We start from the raw sequence: 17,807 nt of genomic DNA, 5'->3' as shown, positions 1-17,807 counted from the left end.
TGGGGCCGCAGGGCGACGCTGCGCGGCCTGCGGCCAAGCGGGGCGTTGATCCCGGCCCCCCGCTACCGCTATCTTGCTGCATCACCTATGAAGGACCGCCCCAGATGAGCCAGATCCGGACGCCGAACAAGGATGCCTACACGCTGATCCTCGAGGCTATCGACCAGGGGGTGTACCGCCCCGGCGACCGGCTGGTGGAGAGCGAGCTGGCCGAGCGATTCGGTGTCTCGCGCACGCCGATCCGCGAGGCGCTGCAGCGGCTCGAGACGCAATCGCTTCTGGCGCGCGACGGGCGCTCGCTGATCGTCGCCTCGCTCGATCACAACCAGATGGCCGAGCTCTACGTGGTCCGCACCGAGTTGGAAGGTCTGGCCGCCCGGCTCGCGGCGCGCCATGCCACCGAGGAAGAGGTGCAGGTGCTGCGCGACATGGTCGAGGACGACCGTGCCCTGCTCAACGATCCGGCGGCGCTGGCGCGGGCCAACCGCCGCTTCCACCGGATGATCCAGCTCGCCTCGCACAACCGCTACCTCGTGCAGCAGCTTGACCTCGTGCACCGCTCCATGGCGCTGATGGCGACGACCTCGCTGGCCGCCGAGGGGCGCGGAACAAACGCGCTGGCGGAACATGCGGCCATCGTTGATGCCATAGCCCGGCGCGACGAGGCGGCGGCAGACAAGGCGCTGCGCGAACATATCTCGGTGGCCTTCGTCACCCGTCTCAAGCTCGACAGCCGCAAGACCGCCTGATCCGTGCCAGCCGGAACCGTCACGGATCGCCCGCGGGAGCATCGGTGCCCGCGTGGTCCGGGGCCGAGTGCCCGTGGGTGGTCTTGTCCCAGTAGAAGGGCCGGCGCAGCGTCTCCCACAGCGCCTTGTAGAGCGCGATCGTTGCCAGCGGATAATAGAGGAACAGCGTCGGCACCCAAGGCAGGAGCCGCGGATGCGGGCTGCGCAGCACGCCGCCGAGGCCGATCAGGAGCATCACCGCCTCGGAGCCGAGCAGCAGCGTTGTGAGCGCCGGCAGCAGGTTGGCCGTGGCGGGGCCGAGCGCAGGGTAGGACGCCCCGAGTTGATAGAGCCAGAAGCCCCAGAGCAGCGGCGCCAGCAGCAACTGCAGCAGCGCGACGAGAAAGATGAGCTGCAGTCCCAGCATCCGCCAGGTGCCCAGCTCGCGCAGGCAGCGGCGGGGATGGCGCATGTGGACCCGCCAGGTGATCAGGTAGCCCTTGAGCCAGCGCGAGCGCTGGCGGATCCAGGGCCAGAGCCGGCAATTGGCCTCTTCCAGGGTGACCAGCGGCAACAGCTCGGTGCGATAGCCGAAGCGGGCCAGGCGGATGCCGAGGTCGGCGTCTTCGGTTACGTTATGCGCATCCCAACCGCCAACCCGGTCGAGCGCCTCGCGGCGGAAGAAGACGGTGGTGCCCCCCAGCGGGATCGCAAAGCCGAGCCGCGCAAAGCCGGGCAGCAGGATGCGGAACCAGGAGGCGTATTCGAGGGTGAAGCAGCGCGAGAGCCAGTTTGCCTTGGGATTGTAGAAGTCGAGAATACCCTGCACGCAGCCGATCTCGGGCGGGGCGCGGCTGAAATGCGCGACGAGGCGGCGCAGCTGGTCCGGGGCGGGGCAATCCTCGGCGTCGTAGACCCCGATGAGCGCGCCGCGGGCAAAGTTGAGCGCGTAGTTCAGCGCGCGGGGCTTGGTGGTTACGCCGCCGGGAGGCACCTCGACGATGCGCATCCACGGCGGCAGCGCCGCGGCGTCGAGCGTGGCGCGGGTGATCCTGTCCTCGGCCTCGAGCACCAGCAGCACCTCAAGCGCGGCGCGCGGGTAGTCGAGCCGATCAAGCCGCTGCACCAGCGTGGCGGCGATGGTTTCCTCGCGGTGCAGCGGGACAATGAGCGAAATGGAAGGGCATCCCGAGGGTCCACCCTCCGGACCGGTGGGGAGCGGGGGCATCGGGGCCATGCCGGCTCCGAAGGCGGCGAGCTTGGCAAGCTGCGTGACCAGCATCGTCGTCGCGGCCAGCGCAAGGGAAGCGCCAAAGAACATTGTCGGGGCGCTGAATAGCAGCGTCAGCAGCGCGGCCAGCGAAATGGCGAGCAGAGCGGCGCGCGAAGGCGGCAGCCGGTTCAGGTCGCGGCAGCTGAGATCGGCGGGAAGGCTGGTTTCGGCTTGCAACGCCATGTCCGCGGCGTGGCGCTCGGTGACCTCGGCGAAGATGTCCGCCTCGGTCGCGAGGGCCAGAACAACGCGGCTCTCGCTCTCGGGCAGCAGGGCGCGGACCCGGGCGAAGCCCTCGGGATGCGCCATGGCAAGCAGCAGCCCGTCATCGATCCGCAACCAGGGCAGCGCGCCGTGGCGCAGGCAGACATCGGGCGGCAGCAGACCCGCAAGCGCGGCGGAGGGCGGGGCGGTCAGCCGGGACAGGGCGGGCGCCCCGTGGCTGCGCGCCAGAGCGTCGCGCAGCTGTTCGGGCGAGACCCGTCCCTCGGCCTGCAGCAGGCGGGAGAGCGGATTGCGCTCGAGCCGGCTGCGGGCCAGCGCCTCGAGCGCCTGTACCGCGTCCAAGGCCCCGTCCTCGAGGAGGAGCGCGGTTATCGGACGGCCAAGATCGGACAGCCCACCGGCGCGCCGGCGAGTCTGGGACGTCGGAGGCGTGTCTTGCATGACAGGCTCCTGAACTCTCTGGATACAGGGAGTTCAGGGCATGTCGGTAAATCGAGTCTTAAATTGTGGCTCTCCGCGAAACAAATCGCGGGAAGATCACATGTTGTTCACGAACCGTTCGAACAGGTAGAAGCTGTCCTGCGGGCCGGGGCTGGCCTCGGGGTGGTGCTGAACCGAGAACACCGGCCGGTCCGTCATGCGAATCCCGCAGTTCGAGCCGTCGAAGAGACTCACGTGGCTCTCGACCACGCCGGCGGGCAGGGTCTGGCCGTCGACGGCGAAGCCGTGGTTCATCGAGGTGATCTCGACCTTGCCGGTCTCGAGTTCCTTGACCGGGTGGTTCGCGCCGTGGTGGCCGTGGTTCATCTTGATGGTCTTGGCGCCGAGCGCCAGCGCCAGCATCTGGTGGCCAAGGCAGATGCCGAAGATCGGCAGCTCGGTCTCGTCGAGGATACCCTTGATCATCGGCACGGCGTATTTGCCGGTGGCGGCAGGATCGCCCGGGCCGTTCGACAGGAAGACGCCGTCGGGTTTATGCGCCAGCACCTCGTCTTTCGTCGCGGTGGCGGGCAGCACCGTCACCTCGCAGCCGGCCGAGGCCAGGCAGCGCAGGATGTTGCGCTTGGCGCCGTAGTCGATGGCGACCACCTTCTTGCGCGGGTTGGTCTGAGCCTTGTAGCCGTCCGGCCAGGCCCACCGCATCTCGTCCCAGCGGTAGCTCTGGGCGCAGGTCACGTCCTTGGCGAGGTCGAGCCCGGTGAGGCCGGGGAAGGCGCGGGCGGAGGCGACCAGCGCCTCGACGTCGAAGACGCCTTCGGGGTTGTGCGCAATGGCGACGTGCGGCGCGCCCTGCTGGCGGATCGCCCGGGTCAGCCGGCGGGTGTCGATGCCGCCGATGGCGATGCGCCCGCGCGCCGCCAGCCAGTCAGAGAGCTCCTGCACCGCACGCCAGTTCGAGGACTGGGTCGGCATCCATTTCACCACCATGCCCGCCGCGACCGGATCGCCGGTCTCGTCGTCCTCGGGGTTTACCCCGGTGTTGCCGATGTGCGGGAAGGTGAAGGTGACGATCTGCCCGGCGTAGGACGGATCGGTCATGATTTCCTGGTAGCCGGACATCGAGGTGTTGAAGCAGAGCTCGGCCTGCGCCTCCCCCGTGGCACCGAACCCCTGTCCGTAAAACAGCGTCCCATCGGCGAGCGCGAGGCATGCGGTGGGCTTTTGGGGGGTGGCGAGCGACATGGCGCGACTCCTGTTCGGATCTGGGCGGGAAGCAAATCGCGCCATGCCTAAGGGAAGCGCTCGAAAGGGTCAAGCGCTGATTTCCTCAAATAAATATAGCAAAAACAATGGCTTCCATTGGTATAGGGCGGGATTGCGCCCTTTGGAGCCTTTCTGTAGTCTCGGGGCTTGGAAACGTAAGGGGATATCCTTTCCGATGGATTTGCGAGAACGCATCAAGGCCGCCACCAAACAGGCCATGAAAGACAAGGACTCCGAGCGGCTCTCGACGCTGCGCCTGATCACCGCAGCCGTGAAGGATCGGGACATCGCCGCCCGTGCCGAGGGCAATGACGACGGGGTCGAGGATGCGGAGCTGCTGTCGATCCTCGCCAAGATGGTGAAGCAGCGCCGCGAGAGCGCGCGCACCTACGAAGAGGGCGGGCGTCTCGACCTCGCCGAGGCGGAACTGGCCGAGATCCCGATCATCGAGGAGTTTCTCCCCAAGCCGCTGAGCGACGACGAGGTCTCGCAGGCGGTCGACGCGGCGGTCAAGGAAGTGGGCGCCAGCTCGATCCGCGATATGGGCCGGGTGATGGGCGTGCTGAAGACGCGCTATCAGGGCCGCATGGATTTCGGCGCCGTAGGGCCGATGGTCAAGGACCGGCTCGCGGCGGCCGGCTGAGGCACGTTCCCTCCAAGAAATTTGCACCTCTCTTCGAAGAGAGGTGCCGCGCGTTCAGGGGGCGGGGAATGCCTCCGCCACCTGCGAAACCTCGGTTGCATCGGCGATCCGGAAGCGCTGAACGAAGCGCGTCTTGAACCCGACCCGCCCGCGCCGGGCGCCGAAATTTTCCCCGTGGTTCAGCACGTAGAGAACAGCAGGCGTGCGGAATGGCACCAGCGTCCGCCCGGCCAGCGCCGCGAGATAGGGGAACATCCGGTGCTCATGCTGGGTCATCTCGCGCAGGAAATCCGCGCTCTGCGGCAGCGCCGGGTCGTGGTGCAGCGCGAGGCATGAGCCGCAGAGCTTCCAGAACGGCTTGCGCAGCGGCAGCGCGGCAGTCGGCGGTCCGGCCAGCGCGACGTCGCCGGTGGCGTGGTCCATGACGTAGCCCTCTTCGACAAGATAGCCCGCCTCCTGCCGCTCCAGCATTTCGGCCACGGTGCCGTCCCGCAGCAGGTCGTCGGCATCGAAACTCATGACGTAGGAGGGTCTCGTGACGATCTTTCCAAGGTGATCGCAGAGCGCCGCAAGCTTGCGCCACTTGTCGTTGCCGGGGGTCGGATCGTCGAAGGGCAGCCAGCTGATCCGCGCATCTGCGGCCAGCGCAGCGGGCAGGGTCGGGCGCTCCTGGCAGCAGATCACTGCCTTCCAGGCGCCTTGCTGCCGCCGGAAGCTCTCCAGCGTCTGCGCCAGCCGGGCGATCACCGCCTCCCAGTCGCCGACGTGGTGCGGGCCGACCAGAGGAATGAGAAAGAGCACCTGCTCGGCGCGGGGGCGCTGCCGTCCGGTTGTCGCGACCCGCAGCGCGAGCGCGGCGCGTTCCGAGGCCACGGGCGAGAGCTTTCCGGCCAGCGCCGGGCTCACGGCGGCGGCAAGGCGCAGCGCCCGGCGCTTCATCTTCTTGGTGGCAGGGACCTGGGCCATGGAAACCTTTCGCGCGGTCAGGGCCGCGCCAGATGCCGCAGCCGGTCGGAAAGCTCGAGATAGAGCATCTTGCGCTCCTCTTCGCTCAGAAAGGCGCCGATCTCAACCTCGCGTCCCGCGCCCTTGAGCGTGACGTAATGGGGCACCGGTCCGCCGGTCTCGTGCATCTGGGCAGTGACCCAATAGGTATTGCACTGCCAGTCCTGCGCCGCGCCCCGCGGGTTCTGGCGCAGCAACTGCGTGATCTGCGGCGAAAGCGTCAGCACCTCGACGATCTGCCGGTCCCGCTCGTTGCGGCGCAGCGCGTACCAGATGCCGCCGAGCGCTGCGAGCATGAAGGGCAGCAGCGCCCAGAGCAGATGCGTGCCGAGCAGCCCGTAGAAGGGGATCAGCGCCATGAAGAAGAAAATCCCGATGAAGGTGACGAAGCCCTTGGCCGAAAGCGACTGGTGCGGCCAGAGCGTCAGCTCGCCGCCCGTGTCGTCAGGGGCTGGGGTCCACCGGTAGGGCATGGGCGGAGACTAGCACCCGCGCGCGGCCTGTCGAAGGGAATTGCCGGTCAACCGCTGATCCTGCCGGACTCGAGCGCCGCGGCCCAGTCGTCGCGGCCGCCCTTGCGGGCAAGGGCAACCATGCGAGCGGGATTGTAGGGTATGTGCTGGTGCGCCACCTGCCAGCACTGCCTGCCGCGGGTCGGCATGGCCGTGGATGTCGGCGATCACAGCGAAGCGGTCGGGCAGGGTCATCGCGGTCTGCTCGGGACGCGGCCCCGCAAAGGAGAACCGGCCCCGAGGGTTTCCCCGGGGCCGGCGCTTGTCACTCTCTCTGAGCGTCAGCCGCTCAGTGGGCGGGATGCTTGTCCCAGTCCTCGCGCTTCGGCAGCTGCTCGAAGGTGTGCTCGGGCGGCGGCGAAGGCAGGGTCCACTCCAGCGTGTCCGCGTATTCGTTCCACGGGTTCGCGGCGGTGCAGGCGGCGCCTTTGCGCAGCGAGTGCCACATGATCCAGAAGAAGAACAGGAACGAGGCGAAGGAGATGATCGCGCCCCAGCTCGACACGTGGTTCCAGAGGGCGAATGCCTCGGGATAGTCGATGTAGCGGCGCGGCATGCCCTGGCGGCCCAGGAAGTGCTGCGGGAAGAAGGTCAGGTTCGCACCGATGAACATGACGTAGAAGTGTAGCTTGCCGGCCCATTCGGGGTACATCTTGCCGGTCATCTTGGGGAAGTAGAAATAGATCCCTGCGAAGATCGCGAACACCGCACCCAGCGACATCACGTAGTGGAAGTGTGCCACGACGTAGTAGGTGTCGTGGTAGGCACGGTCGACGCCTGCCTGGCTCAGCACCACGCCGGTCACGCCGCCCATGGTGAAGAGGATCAGGAAGCCGATCGCCCAGAGCATCGGCGTCTTGAACTCGATCGAGCCGCCCCACATCGTGGCGATCCAGCTGAATACCTTCACGCCGGTCGGCACCGCGATGACCATCGTCGCCAGCATGAAGTAGCTCTGCTGGGTCAGCGACATCCCCACGGTGTACATGTGGTGCGCCCAGACGACGAAACCAAGCGCGCCGATCGCGATGATCGCCCAGACCATCGGCAGGTAGCCGAAGACCGGCTTGCGCGAGAAGGTAGCGATCACGTGGCTGATGATGCCGAATCCGGGCAGGATCACGATGTACACTTCCGGGTGGCCGAAGAACCACAGGATGTGCTGGTAGAGGATCGGGTCGCCGCCGCCCGCCGGGTTGAAGAAGGTCGTCCCGAAGTTGCGGTCGGTCAGCAGCATGGTGATCGCGCCGGCCAGAACCGGCAGCGACAGCAGGATCAGCCAGGAGGTCACGAAGATCGACCAGGAGAACAGGGGCACCTTGAACAGCGTCATGCCCGGGGCACGCATGTTCAGGAAGGTGGTGATCATGTTGATCGCGCCGAGGATCGAGCTGGCACCCGAGACGTGCACCGCGAAGATTGCGAGGTCAGTCGAGAGGCCGGACTCAGTGGTCGAAAGCGGCGGGTAGAGAACCCAGCCGATGCCCGAACCGAGCTGGCCGTTGCCGCCGGGGGCGAAGACCGAGCAGACAGCCAGGGTCGAGCCGGTCACGTAAAGCCAGTAGCTGAGGTTGTTCATCCGCGGGAAGGCCATGTCCGGCGCGCCGATCTGCAGCGGCATGAAGTAGTTGCCGAAACCGCCGAACAGCGCCGGGATGACCACGAAGAACATCATGAGGATCCCGTGGCCGGTGATCATCACGTTCCACAGATGCCCATTGGGGGTACAATTCTCGACCGAAGTCGGGAATAGGCGTGCGCCCTCCATGCACATGAACTGCACGCCCGGGCTCATCAGCTCCAGGCGCATGTAGACGGTGAAGGCCACGGAGATGAGGCCCACGAATGCCGCGGTAATCAGGTAGAGAATCCCGATATCCTTGTGATTCGTGGACATGAACCATCGGGTGAAGAACCCGCGGTCGTCCTCGTGCTCGTGGCCGTGAATGGCTGCATCTGCCATTGCGTGCCTCCTGTTGGTCCTTGTTAGGTACGTCCCTCGCAAGGGCGCGCACTTACTCCTCCACGCCCCTCGTCTGGCAATCCTTTTAGATGCCGACCAACGGCCGGGCAATCATCTCCTTTGATCTAGATCAAAATTAATTGTCGCACCCCCCCCTTGCGCTTCTCGGGCGGCGGCTTCGCGACCCCGAGGCTCAGGCGGCGGGCCAGCGCGTCGCGAGACCGGCCATCAGCGCGCGGTCGGTGTCGTCGAGTGGGCCGCTGGCGCCAGGGCGGAAACGGTCGCGGAAGGAGGTGAGAAGCGCGGGGAGCTGTTCGGGCGCGACCCGGTAGCCAAAGCGCCAGGCGTCCTTCAGGAAATCGCCCGGCTCGGTGGGCGCGGCGCACACCGCTAGGCCCTTGGCGACGAGGCGGGACCAGTCGAAGAGCGGGCCCGGGTCGATCTTGCGCCCCGGCGCCATGCAGGCGTGGCCGATGACACGTTCGGGGGGAATCGACCAGCGCGCGAGGATGCCCGAAAGCAACACCTCCAGCGCCGCCATTTGCGCCTCGGGGAAGGGCTCGGCGCCGGTATTGGCGATCTCGATGCCGATGGAGCGGGAATTGACCTCTTCCACCGAGCCCCAAGCACCGAGCCCGGCGTGCCAGGCGCGCATTTCCTCGGTCACCAGCTGCCAGCAGGTGCCGTCGTAGCCAAGCACGTAATGGGCCGAGACGCCGGCCTCGGGGGAACACAGCCAATCGCGCGCCGCCTCCGCGCTCTTCATCGCGGTATAGTGCAGCACAACGAGATCGGGCCGCGCGCCGTAGCGTCGCGGCCCGAAATTGTCAGACGGGAACCAGATCGGGTCCAAGGCCCGGTTCAGTAGCCGCGCACCGCGCGGAAGGGCGCGGGATCCCAGCTGCAGGCGAAGCCGTCGCCATCCGGGTCGAGCCCGTTGCGGTCCTTCTCGGGGCCGCCGCCGGACAGGAAGGCTTCCTGTGCACGGTCGCTGGTCTCGTACTTGGCGCAGTTGCGCTGGCCCTTTTCTTCGGAGGCAAAGGCCGAGCGGCTGTAGAGCGGCGTGCCGACCGGGTTGTTGGTCTGCAGCGCATAGGCGACGATGTTCGGCGCATCCGAATCCGGCCGCGCCGGCAGATCGGTCGGGGCGACCACCTCGTATTGCGCGCGGTTCTGCTGGATCAGCGTCTTGTCGTCCTCGATGGTGCGTTCGGACGAGACCGCGTCAAAGCTGTTCTCTTCCGACAGGCCCGAGGAATCGGTGACCGACTGCGGCGCCGGGGTACCGGCTGTCGTGGGCAGCGGCGTGCCCGCGGGGGCGTCGAGCACCGAGGTCGCCGCGGCGACCGCCGGATCGTCGCTCCGCCCCGCCGGGGGGAGCTCCGAGGAGGTGACCGCCGGGCTGCTCTCGAGCACCGCGTCGCGCTGCGCACGCTCGGCCTGGTAGCTGTCGTAGTCGTTGAAGCCCGCCCCGCTGTCGGGGATCGGTGTGGTGCAGGCGGCGAGGGCCAGCAAGGCCGCGCCACCGAGGAGAATGCGTGTCATAACCGCTGCCCTAGTCCTTTTCTGGCGCCTTTTTTAAGGGGCCTTTACCACCATTTCGCCGGTTTTGCCACAAACCCGGCGGCTTGTTCCAGCGCGTAGGCGGTGTTCAGAAGATCACCTTCCTCCCACGGACGGCCGATCAACTGAAGTCCGAGCGGCAGGCCCTTGGAGTCCAGCCCGGTCGGAACTGCAACGCCCGGGAGCCCGGCAAGGTTCAGCGTGACGGTGAAAACATCCTGCAGGTACATCTGCACCGGGTCCGCGGTCTTCATCTCGCCGATGCCGAAAGCCGACGACGGGGTGGCCGGCGCGAGGATCGCGTCGACCCCTGCGGCGAAGGCATCCTCGAAGTCCTTCTTGATCAGCGTGCGGACCTTGCGGGCGCGGTTGTAGTAGGCGTCGTAGAAGCCTGCCGACAGCACGTAGGTGCCGACCATGATGCGGCGCTGCACCTCGAGACCAAAGCCCTCGGCGCGGGTCTTCTCGTACATGTCGTTGATGCCCTCGCCCTGCGCCAGCTTGGCACGGTGGCCGTAGCGCACCCCGTCGTAGCGGGCGAGGTTGGACGAGGCTTCCGCCGGCGCGATCACGTAATAGGCCGGCAGCGCGTACTTGGTGTGCGGCAGCGAGATCTCGACGACCTTCGCGCCGGCATCCTGCAGCATCTTCGCGCCCTCGTCCCAGAGCTTGGAGATCTCCTCGGGCATGCCCTCGACGCGATACTCCTTGGGAATGCCGATGGTCTTGCCGCGGATGTCGCCGGTCAGCATGGCCTCGAAGTCGGGCACGGGCAGGTCGGCGGAGGTGGAATCCTTGGGGTCGTGGCCGCACATCGCCTGCAGCATGATCGCCGCGTCGCGCACGTCCTTGGTCATCGGGCCGGCCTGATCGAGCGAGCTGGCATAGGCGACGATGCCCCAGCGCGAGCAGCGCCCGTAGGTCGGCTTGATGCCGGTGATGCCGGTGAAGGCGGCGGGCTGGCGGATCGAGCCGCCGGTGTCGGTGCCGGTGGCCGCAAGGCAGAGGTCCGCCGCAACCGCCGAGGCCGAGCCGCCCGACGAGCCGCCTGGGGTCAGCTGGGTGTCATCGCCGGTCCGTTTCCACGGGTTCACCGCAGGGCCGTAGCAGGTGTTCTCGTTCGAGCTGCCCATGGCGAACTCGTCCATGTTGAGCTTGCCCAGCATGACCGCGCCGGCGTCGAAGAGCTGGCTGGTCACGGTCGACTCGTACTCGGGGGTGAAGCCCTCGAGGATCGCCGAGGCCGCCTGCGACGGCACGCCCTTGGTGCAGAAGAGATCCTTCACGCCGATCGGAAGGCCGCACATGGCGGGCGCATCGCCAGCCTTGATGCGCGCGTCGGCGGCCTTGGCCTGCTCCAGCGCGATCTCGGGGGTCTTGTGCACGAAAGCGCCGAGCGCATCCGCGCCCTCGATGGCCGAAAGGCAGGCTTCGGTCAGCTCCACCGAGGTCACGTCGCCCTTGCGCAGCGCGTCGCGGGCCTCGGACAATTTCATCTTGGTCAGCTCGGTCATTCCACCACCTTCGGCACGGCAAAGAAGCCCTCGCGGGCATCGGGGGCGTTGGCGAGGATCTTGTCCTGCATGCCGCCGTCGGTCACGCCGTCGGCGCGGCGCTTCAGGCGCATCGGGGTCACCGAGACCATCGGCTCGACGCCCTCCACGTCCACCTCGTTCAGCTGCTCGATGAACTCGAGGATGTTGCTGAATTCCTGTGCCAGCGCCGGAAGCGCCTCGTCTTCCACGCGGATGCGTGCCAGCTTGGCGACACGCGCCGCCGTCTGAATGTCGATCGACATGGGTTCCCCCTGTCCGTGAATGTCCGTCAAAGTCCCGTTGCCTTTACCCCCCCACGCATCGCCCCGCAAGGCGCAGAGAGGGGGCCAGGGGGCGGGTTCCCGGAATCACGGTCGAGCCGCCGGTCGGATGCCGCGCCCCGGCAGGCGCGCGTAGGGGCGACGCTGCGCCATGTGTCGAACGCTCCCCGCTCGACAGGCTCATTCCCGCGCGCTAGGTCAGGCCCTGTTCCATTTCCCAGCAACAAGACCTCCCGAGCCGTGTCCCAGTTCTTCTCCCGCCTCTCCGTGCTGCCGCTGCTGCTGGCCGCCTCGCTTCTCTCGGCCTGCGCGGCTGCGCGCGATCCGCATGTGCCCGCCCCGCCGCCCTCGGAATACGCCGCGCTGGCGCAGTCGATCCAGAATCTTGGTCCCGGCGTCGATCCCGAAGAGGCGCAGCGGATGGCGCGCATCTCGATCGACTACCCGCGCGAGCTCGCAGTGGCGTGGAACGTGACCGACCCGGCCTACATCCACAACATCAAGGTCAACAACGGCACCCGACCCCGCGGGCTGTGCTACCAGTGGGCGGACGATCTGCAGGCGCGGCTCGAGCAGGAGAACTTCCGCACCCTCGACCTGCACCGCGGCATCGCCAACGCGATGAAGACCTTCCGCATCGAGCACAGCTCGGTCATCGTCAGCCAGAAGGGCGGCACGATGAAAGAGGGGATCGTTCTCGATCCCTGGCGCTTCGGGGGCGAGCTCTACTGGGGGCCGGTGGTGGATGACCACAAGTACCCCTGGGTCGAGCGGCAGGAGGTCTTTGCCACCAAGCGCGCGCTGCGGCTACAGGAGGGCTGAGCGCTACTCCAGCGTATAGGGCAGGATGTCCCGGCGCTCGGGGTGAATGGAAATCCGCTTCTCAAGCGGCGGCACCGAGCGTTGGTGACAATCGGTGCGCTCGCAAATCCGGCAGGAGATGCCGATCGGCTCGAAGGCGCGGTCCTGCCCCAGATCCAGCCCGTCGGCATAGACCAGCGCGCCGGCGTGTTTCACCTCGCAGCCGAGCGCGATGGCAAAGCGCCGCACCGGTGCGCCAAAGCGGCCCGCGGGCTTGGTCACGTCGCGCGCCAGCAGCACGTAGCGCACCCCGTCAGGCGTTTCGGCGAGCTGGCGCAGGAACTGGTTCGGCGTCTCGAAGGCCTGGTGCACGTTCCACAGCGGGCAGGCGCCGCCGAAACGGGCGAACTGCAGCCGGGTCGAGGAGTGCCGCTTGGTGATCGTTCCGGCCTGATCCACCCGCGCGAAAAAGAATGGAATGCCTTTTGCGCCGGGTCGTTGAAGCGTCGAGAGCCGGTGCGCCACCTGCTCGACCGAAGCGCCGAAGCGCGCCGCCAGAAGCTCCAGGTCATGCCGGGTCTCCTGCGCGGCTTCCAGTAGCCGCATATAGGGCATCATCACCGCACCGGCGAAGTAATTGGCGAGCCCGAGCTTGGCGATGGCACGGGCCGTGTCGGACTGGAAACGGGCCAAATCGAGCGTCGCCTCGAGCAGCTTGTCCTGCCGCAGCAGCGCCACCTGGATCAGCATCTGGAAGGTCAGCGTCTCGGGCTGCGCCAGCGACGACATGGTCAGCACCCGCTGCTCGGCGTCATAGCTGCGCAGCGGCGCGGATTGCGAGAATTCCAGGGTGATGCCGCGCTCGCGCAAGTGGGCGATGACCGCCCCGCGCAGGTCGGCGCCGCCCTCTCCCAGCGAATGCGCGTAGTGCTCGGCGGCGCGGTCCACCGCGTCGATGTAATTGTCGCAATAATGGAAGAAGTCGCGCACCTCTTCCCAGGGCGACGGCTGCATCTGCGTGCCCTCCCGCCCCAGCGCCTCGTCGAGCGAGGCCAGCCGCTCGTGGGTCTGCCGATAGGCGCGGTGCAGTTCGAGAAAGGCCCGGGCGAGGGCGGGGGCATTGGAGGCGGTGAGCCGCAGGTCGGCCAGCGGCGGCGCATGCTCGCCGAAGACCGGGTCGGCCAGCGCCTCGCGCATGTCCGAGATCAGCCGCTCCGAGTCGCCTTGGCCCAGCTCTGTGACGTCGAAGCCGAACTCCTGCGCCAGCGCCAGCACCACCGTGGTCGAAACCGGGCGGTTGTTGTTCTCCATCTGGTTGAGATAGGGCAGCGACACGCCGAGTTTCCCGGCAAAGTCCTTTTGCGTCAGCCCCAGCCGCCCGCGCAGGTCGCGCAGCTTCGCGCCCGCGTAGAGTTTTCGTGTCGCCATGTTTGCACCTTTGCCCCCATCTCTGGCAATTTTGCAAACTCACCCGGCGGCGTCCAGCCCCCCGAGCCGACGTTCGCGGCGGATCACCAGCAGGATCGAGATCACCGAGCCGACGGCGGTCGCCAGCATGAGCCAGAGCAGCGGCCAGGCGCCCGTGCCCGGTTGCAGAAGCGCCCCCGCCAGCGCCGAGAGCGCGGCGCCGCCGCCGATCATGATCGCCCCGCCAAGGCCCGAGGCGGTGCCCGCGAGATGCGGCCGCACGGAAAGGGTGCCCGCCGTGGCATTGGGGATGGTCATGCCGTTGCCAAGGCCGACAAGGGTCATGAAGCCGAAGAAGATCAGCGCCGAGCCACCGTCGGTCAGCGCGAAGGTGAGTAGTGCGGCCGCGAGTCCGCCGGTGAGGATCAAGGAGCCCCAGAGGATCATGCGGTTGAGGCCGACCCGCGCCGAATAGCGTCCCGAGATTCCGTTCCCGATGAAATACCCCACGGCAGGGGCGCCGAAATGCACACCCAAGGATGCCGGGCTCAGCCCGTAGACCTCGGAGCCGACAAAGGGCGCGCCGCCGAGGTAGGAGAAGAAGGCGCCCGAAGAGAGCGCGCAGGCCATGGCGTAGCCCCAGAAGCGCGGGCTCTTCAGCAGCTCGGGGTATTCGCGGAACTGCGCGGCCAACGACAGGCCGCTGGAGACCGAGGTCTCGCCGAGGTCGCGCCAGCTCAGCCAGAACACCGCACCGCCGAGCGCGAAGAGCAACCAGAAGATCGCCTTCCAGCCCAGCAGCTCGCCGAGCGCGCCGCCGATCACCGGGCCAACCATCGGAACCACCGCGACGCCCATGGTGACATAAGCGATCATCGAGGCGGCCTCTTCCTGGCCGACCATGTCGCGCACCACGGCGCGGCTCAGCACCATGGCCGTGACGATCACCGCCTGGCACATGCGGAACAGCAAGAAGAGCGTGATGTTGCTGGCGAAGATGCATCCCAGCGTTGCCAGCATGAACAACGCGACCCCCCAGAGAATCACCGGCCTGCGGCCCAGCTTGTCCGAGATCGGCCCGATCAGTATTTGCAGCGCGGCATTGACCCCGAGGTAGATCGCAACCGAAAGCTGCATCAGCCGGTACTCGGTGTCGAAATAGGCCGTCATCTGCGGCAGCGACGGCAGAAAAACGTTCATCGCCAGCGCCGACAGCCCGGCAAGCAGGACTAGCGTGACAAGATGCGGTGGGGTCGAGGGGTCGAGAAAGCGCCCGCGCGATGATGTGCTCATGAGGTTTCCGTATGTCGCGCGCTTCTCAAAGTCCACGTGTATCACATCAGTGGGACGATATTTGCTGATTTGCTATTTGCTATCACGGCTGTTTTCAAGATTTGCAAATTTGCCGAATTTGACTTGAGCGGTGGGGCCTCCACTGTATGGTCCGGGCAAACGGAGAGGACTGGCCATGAAAGACATTCTTCACGAACTGGAGGCGCGCCGCGCAGACGCCCGCCTCGGCGGTGGGCAGAAGCGGATCGACGCGCAGCACGCCAAGGGCAAGCTGACCGCGCGCGAACGCATCGAGCTCCTGCTCGACGAGGGCAGTTTCGAAGAATACGACATGTTCGTCTCGCACCGCTGCACCGATTTCGGGATGGAGAACAACCGTCCCAGCGGCGACGGGGTGATCACCGGCTGGGGCACGATCAACGGCCGCATGGTCTATGTATTCAGCCAGGACTTCACCGTCCTTGGCGGGTCCGTCTCGGCCACTCACGCGATGAAGATCTGCAAGATCATGGACATGGCCATGCAGAACGGCGCGCCGGTGATCGGGCTCAACGACTCCGGCGGCGCGCGCATCCAGGAGGGGGTCGACAGCCTCGCGGGCTATGCCGAGATCTTCCAGCGCAACATCATGGCCTCGGGGGTGATCCCGCAGATCTCGGTGATCATGGGGCCCTGCGCCGGCGGCGCGGTCTACTCGCCGGCGATGACCGACTTCATCTTCATGGTGAAAGACACCTCCTATATGTTCGTCACCGGCCCCGACGTGGTGAAGACGGTGACCAACGAGGTGGTGACCGCCGAGGAGCTGGGCGGCGCGACCACCCACACCCGCAAATCCTCGGTCGCCGACGGCGCCTTCGAGAATGATGTCGAGGCGCTTGCCGAGGTGCGGCGCCTTGTCGACTTCCTGCCGCTGAACAACCGCGAGAAGCCGCCGGTGCGGCCCTTCTTCGACAACGTGGAGCGGGTGGAAAGCTCGCTCGATACGATCATCCCGGAAAACGCGAACCAGCCCTACGACATGAAGGAGCTGATCGGGAAGGTCGCCGACGAGGGTGACTTCTACGAGATCCAGGAAGAGCACGCCAAGAACATCATCACCGGCTTCATCCGACTCGAGGGGCAGACCGTCGGCGTGGTGGCCAACCAGCCGATGGTGCTCGCGGGTTGCCTCGACATCGACAGCTCGAAGAAAGCCGCGCGCTTCGTCCGCTTCTGCGACTGCTTCGAGATCCCGATCCTGACCTTCGTCGACGTGCCGGGCTTCCTGCCGGGGACCTCGCAGGAATACGGCGGCGTCATCAAGCACGGCGCCAAGCTGCTCTTCGCCTTCGGCGAGGCGACGGTGCCGAAAGTGACCGTCATCACCCGCAAGGCCTATGGCGGCGCCTACGACGTGATGAGCTCCAAGCACCTGCGCGGCGATGTGAACTATGCCTGGCCGACCGCCGAGATCGCGGTGATGGGAGCCAAGGGGGCGACCGAGATCATCCACCGCGCGGACCTCGGCGACGCCGAGAAGATCGCCAAGCATACGGCGAGCTACGAGGACCGTTTCGCGAACCCCTTCGTCGCGGCGGAACGCGGCTTCATCGACGAGGTGATCCAGCCGCGCTCCACCCGTCGCCGGGTGAGCCGCGCCTTCGCGATGCTGAGGAACAAGAGCCTTAGCAACCCGTGGAAGAAGCACGACAATATTCCCCTCTGACTCGGAGGCCGCGATGCAGGTGAAGGGATGGCACGTGGCACGCGAGGGCGAGGCGGTAACGCTTGCCCGGCGCTGTCCGGCGCGCTTCGATCTAAAGGTCGAGACGCTGCTGCCGCCGGTGGGCCGGCTCGATCGGCTGGCGCATCAGGTGCGGCAGGACATGTGGCGGGCGCTGCGCGACCTGCGCGGCTTCGCCCCGGTGGTGCGCGTGACGCCCCGCGAAGGCGGCGTCACCGTCGAAGCGGGCGGAGAGGTGGCCGGCGCCGTGCCGCGACAAGCCGTCGAAGCGCGCATCGCCGACGTTCTGGAAGATCGCGCCAACCGGGCGCGCTGGGTGAACTGGGCGGCCTGAGTTGCCGCGTAAGATGAGGAACGGGAGGTCCTTGTGACGCTCGATTGCACGAGGCTGAGCAAGATCGGGACTCTGGCTCTGGCGCTTGCCATGACGCCGGGCCTGGCCACGGCGCTAGAGGAGAGCGTCGTGGCAGTGCCCTCGGGCATGCCGGTCACCTTTTACGACGCGCTGTGGGATGCCTCGGCCGCGATCAAGCGCTTCCGCTTTCTGGCACCGCAGATCGGCGGTGCGACCCCTCGCAGCTTCGACGAAGTCGCCGCCGACATGCAGCATCTTTGCGACAGTTTCGCCCTGCCGCAGCTCGGAGGCGCGGAGGTGATTCCGTCCCTGATCGTCATTTCGCTCATGGCCGAACCAGTTGCCCATGGGGAAAGCGCACCTGAGATCCGTCAATATTTCGAAGCCTATAGCCCCCGAAACGGGGTCTGTGTCTGGGAGGCGTTCTGATGTTGTTCTCGTCGTGCGCGGAAATCCGCTCAGATTTCTCCAATTTTGTGCCCCCCGATCGGAAAAATCTGCCGACGAAGCGAGTTACGTATTTCTTTTTCGTAACTTGCGCTATGTTGGGGGGTGATTGCACATTCGCAGTCGAAACACCCGAACGAGGGCAGACCGGGCCGCAAGGTTCCGTAGGGCCCAGAGAATCTGACAGGAGAATAAGATGTCCAAGAGCATCCATCTGCTTGCAATGCTTGGCTTCGTCGCAACCCTTTCCGCTTGCGGCGGCCAGCAGGAAGAAGAATACGTGGTTGTGGATCCGGAGCCCGTTACCGCGGAGCCCGTTTACACCGGCAAGTACAAGTAACTTGTC

At 66.6% G+C, this 17,807-nt stretch carries 18 protein-coding genes; 7 read left to right on the top strand and 11 right to left on the bottom strand.

What is annotated here, in order from left to right:
- The first annotated feature begins 104 nt into the window (after positions 1–104).
- Complete coding sequence (locus tag G0D83_RS06505; RefSeq protein ID WP_108968109.1) at positions 105–749, top strand: GntR family transcriptional regulator; 645 nt, start codon at positions 105–107, stop codon at positions 747–749.
- Positions 750–768: 19 nt separating this feature from the next.
- Here G0D83_RS06505 and G0D83_RS06500 read toward each other — a convergent pair whose 3' ends face one another.
- Together G0D83_RS06500 and carA are read right to left on the bottom strand one after the other, a co-directional pair.
- Positions 769–2,667: a glycosyltransferase family 2 protein gene (locus G0D83_RS06500; RefSeq protein ID WP_164190756.1), complete on the bottom strand. Its 1,899-nt coding sequence runs from the start codon at positions 2,665–2,667 to the stop codon at positions 769–771.
- 96 nt (positions 2,668–2,763) lie between these two features.
- Positions 2,764–3,909, bottom strand: coding sequence for a glutamine-hydrolyzing carbamoyl-phosphate synthase small subunit (gene carA, locus G0D83_RS06495; RefSeq protein ID WP_164190733.1), 1,146 nt, complete (start codon positions 3,907–3,909; stop codon positions 2,764–2,766).
- A 196-nt stretch (positions 3,910–4,105) separates the two neighbouring features.
- Here carA and G0D83_RS06490 point away from each other — a divergent pair, with 196 nt between their 5' ends.
- Positions 4,106–4,573, top strand: a complete 468-nt coding sequence (locus G0D83_RS06490; RefSeq protein WP_108968104.1) for a GatB/YqeY domain-containing protein — start codon at positions 4,106–4,108, stop codon at positions 4,571–4,573.
- 54 nt (positions 4,574–4,627) lie between these two features.
- On the opposite strand, the gene G0D83_RS06485 is transcribed toward G0D83_RS06490, so the two are convergent.
- The 7 genes from G0D83_RS06485 to gatC all read right to left on the bottom strand — a co-directional run bounded on the left by G0D83_RS06485 (position 4,628) and on the right by gatC (position 11,414).
- Positions 4,628–5,539 carry a hypothetical protein gene (locus G0D83_RS06485; RefSeq protein WP_164190716.1) on the bottom strand — a complete coding sequence of 304 codons (912 nt, stop codon included), beginning with the start codon at positions 5,537–5,539 and terminating at the stop codon, positions 4,628–4,630.
- A 17-nt stretch (positions 5,540–5,556) separates the two neighbouring features.
- Positions 5,557–6,051, bottom strand: a complete 495-nt coding sequence (locus tag G0D83_RS06480) for a DUF2244 domain-containing protein (protein ID WP_164190713.1) — start codon at positions 6,049–6,051, stop codon at positions 5,557–5,559.
- Positions 6,052–6,379: 328 nt separating this feature from the next.
- Positions 6,380–8,053: a cytochrome c oxidase subunit I gene (gene ctaD / locus G0D83_RS06475; RefSeq protein WP_108968098.1), complete on the bottom strand. Its 1,674-nt coding sequence runs from the start codon at positions 8,051–8,053 to the stop codon at positions 6,380–6,382.
- 193 nt (positions 8,054–8,246) lie between these two features.
- Positions 8,247–8,954, bottom strand: a complete 708-nt coding sequence (locus G0D83_RS06470; RefSeq protein ID WP_164190806.1) for an N-acetylmuramoyl-L-alanine amidase — start codon at positions 8,952–8,954, stop codon at positions 8,247–8,249.
- Positions 8,915–9,598 carry a hypothetical protein gene (locus G0D83_RS06465; RefSeq protein WP_164190710.1) on the bottom strand — a complete coding sequence of 228 codons (684 nt, stop codon included), beginning with the start codon at positions 9,596–9,598 and terminating at the stop codon, positions 8,915–8,917. The genes G0D83_RS06470 and G0D83_RS06465 overlap by 40 nt, the downstream gene beginning before the upstream one ends.
- Before the next feature lie 44 nt (positions 9,599–9,642).
- Positions 9,643–11,130 carry an Asp-tRNA(Asn)/Glu-tRNA(Gln) amidotransferase subunit GatA gene (gene gatA, locus G0D83_RS06460; RefSeq protein WP_164190708.1) on the bottom strand — a complete coding sequence of 496 codons (1,488 nt, stop codon included), beginning with the start codon at positions 11,128–11,130 and terminating at the stop codon, positions 9,643–9,645.
- Positions 11,127–11,414 carry an Asp-tRNA(Asn)/Glu-tRNA(Gln) amidotransferase subunit GatC gene (gene gatC, locus G0D83_RS06455; protein ID WP_164190706.1) on the bottom strand — a complete coding sequence of 96 codons (288 nt, stop codon included), beginning with the start codon at positions 11,412–11,414 and terminating at the stop codon, positions 11,127–11,129. The genes gatA and gatC overlap by 4 nt, the downstream gene beginning before the upstream one ends.
- A 258-nt stretch (positions 11,415–11,672) precedes the next feature.
- On the opposite strand from gatC, the gene G0D83_RS06450 reads away from it, so the two are divergent.
- On the top strand, positions 11,673–12,254 hold the full coding sequence (locus G0D83_RS06450) for a hypothetical protein (protein ID WP_108968089.1): 582 nt from the start codon (positions 11,673–11,675) through the stop codon (positions 12,252–12,254).
- 3 nt (positions 12,255–12,257) lie between these two features.
- Here the strand turns inward: G0D83_RS06450 and G0D83_RS06445 are convergent, their stop codons facing one another.
- Positions 12,258–13,661, bottom strand: a complete 1,404-nt coding sequence (locus G0D83_RS06445; RefSeq protein ID WP_108968088.1) for a short-chain fatty acyl-CoA regulator family protein — start codon at positions 13,659–13,661, stop codon at positions 12,258–12,260.
- A gap of 39 nt (positions 13,662–13,700) precedes the next feature.
- A complete protein-coding gene (locus tag G0D83_RS06440) occupies positions 13,701–14,933 on the bottom strand; it encodes a multidrug effflux MFS transporter (protein WP_164190704.1) in 1,233 nt (410 codons plus the stop codon).
- A gap of 175 nt (positions 14,934–15,108) precedes the next feature.
- Here G0D83_RS06440 and G0D83_RS06435 point away from each other — a divergent pair, with 175 nt between their 5' ends.
- From G0D83_RS06435 to G0D83_RS31845, 4 genes are all read left to right on the top strand, one after another.
- Entirely contained in the window at positions 15,109–16,641 is a 1,533-nt protein-coding gene (locus G0D83_RS06435) for an acyl-CoA carboxylase subunit beta (RefSeq protein ID WP_108968084.1), read from the top strand.
- 13 nt (positions 16,642–16,654) lie between these two features.
- Complete coding sequence (locus tag G0D83_RS06430; RefSeq protein ID WP_164190701.1) at positions 16,655–16,993, top strand: hypothetical protein; 339 nt, start codon at positions 16,655–16,657, stop codon at positions 16,991–16,993.
- Positions 16,994–17,026: 33 nt separating this feature from the next.
- Positions 17,027–17,443 carry a DUF6497 family protein gene (locus G0D83_RS06425; RefSeq protein ID WP_164190699.1) on the top strand — a complete coding sequence of 139 codons (417 nt, stop codon included), beginning with the start codon at positions 17,027–17,029 and terminating at the stop codon, positions 17,441–17,443.
- Between the two features lie 214 nt (positions 17,444–17,657).
- Entirely contained in the window at positions 17,658–17,801 is a 144-nt protein-coding gene (locus G0D83_RS31845; RefSeq protein WP_193989079.1) for a hypothetical protein, read from the top strand.
- The last annotated feature ends 6 nt before the right edge of the window (positions 17,802–17,807 follow it).

Origin of the sequence: Salipiger sp. PrR003 (assembly GCF_010500785.1) — a bacterium.
GTDB classification, from domain to species: domain Bacteria; phylum Pseudomonadota; class Alphaproteobacteria; order Rhodobacterales; family Rhodobacteraceae; genus Salipiger; species Salipiger pacificus_A.
Note: the sequence above shows the minus strand (reverse complement) of the source record. Positions and strands in the feature narration are given on the sequence as shown.

Coding starts and splice junctions, on each gene's coding strand:
- G0D83_RS06505 (WP_108968109.1), top strand. CDS start 105: ATGAGCCAGATCCGGACGCCGAACAAGGATGCCTACACGCTGATCCTC.
- G0D83_RS06500 (WP_164190756.1), bottom strand. CDS start 2,667: ATGCAAGACACGCCTCCGACGTCCCAGACTCGCCGGCGCGCCGGTGGG.
- carA (WP_164190733.1), bottom strand. CDS start 3,909: ATGTCGCTCGCCACCCCCCAAAAGCCCACCGCATGCCTCGCGCTCGCC.
- G0D83_RS06490 (WP_108968104.1), top strand. CDS start 4,106: ATGGATTTGCGAGAACGCATCAAGGCCGCCACCAAACAGGCCATGAAA.
- G0D83_RS06485 (WP_164190716.1), bottom strand. CDS start 5,539: ATGGCCCAGGTCCCTGCCACCAAGAAGATGAAGCGCCGGGCGCTGCGC.
- G0D83_RS06480 (WP_164190713.1), bottom strand. CDS start 6,051: ATGCCCTACCGGTGGACCCCAGCCCCTGACGACACGGGCGGCGAGCTG.
- ctaD (WP_108968098.1), bottom strand. CDS start 8,053: ATGGCAGATGCAGCCATTCACGGCCACGAGCACGAGGACGACCGCGGG.
- G0D83_RS06465 (WP_164190710.1), bottom strand. CDS start 9,598: ATGACACGCATTCTCCTCGGTGGCGCGGCCTTGCTGGCCCTCGCCGCC.
- gatA (WP_164190708.1), bottom strand. CDS start 11,130: ATGACCGAGCTGACCAAGATGAAATTGTCCGAGGCCCGCGACGCGCTG.
- gatC (WP_164190706.1), bottom strand. CDS start 11,414: ATGTCGATCGACATTCAGACGGCGGCGCGTGTCGCCAAGCTGGCACGC.
- G0D83_RS06445 (WP_108968088.1), bottom strand. CDS start 13,661: ATGGCGACACGAAAACTCTACGCGGGCGCGAAGCTGCGCGACCTGCGC.
- G0D83_RS06440 (WP_164190704.1), bottom strand. CDS start 14,933: ATGAGCACATCATCGCGCGGGCGCTTTCTCGACCCCTCGACCCCACCG.
- G0D83_RS06435 (WP_108968084.1), top strand. CDS start 15,109: ATGAAAGACATTCTTCACGAACTGGAGGCGCGCCGCGCAGACGCCCGC.
- G0D83_RS06430 (WP_164190701.1), top strand. CDS start 16,655: ATGCAGGTGAAGGGATGGCACGTGGCACGCGAGGGCGAGGCGGTAACG.
- G0D83_RS31845 (WP_193989079.1), top strand. CDS start 17,658: ATGTCCAAGAGCATCCATCTGCTTGCAATGCTTGGCTTCGTCGCAACC.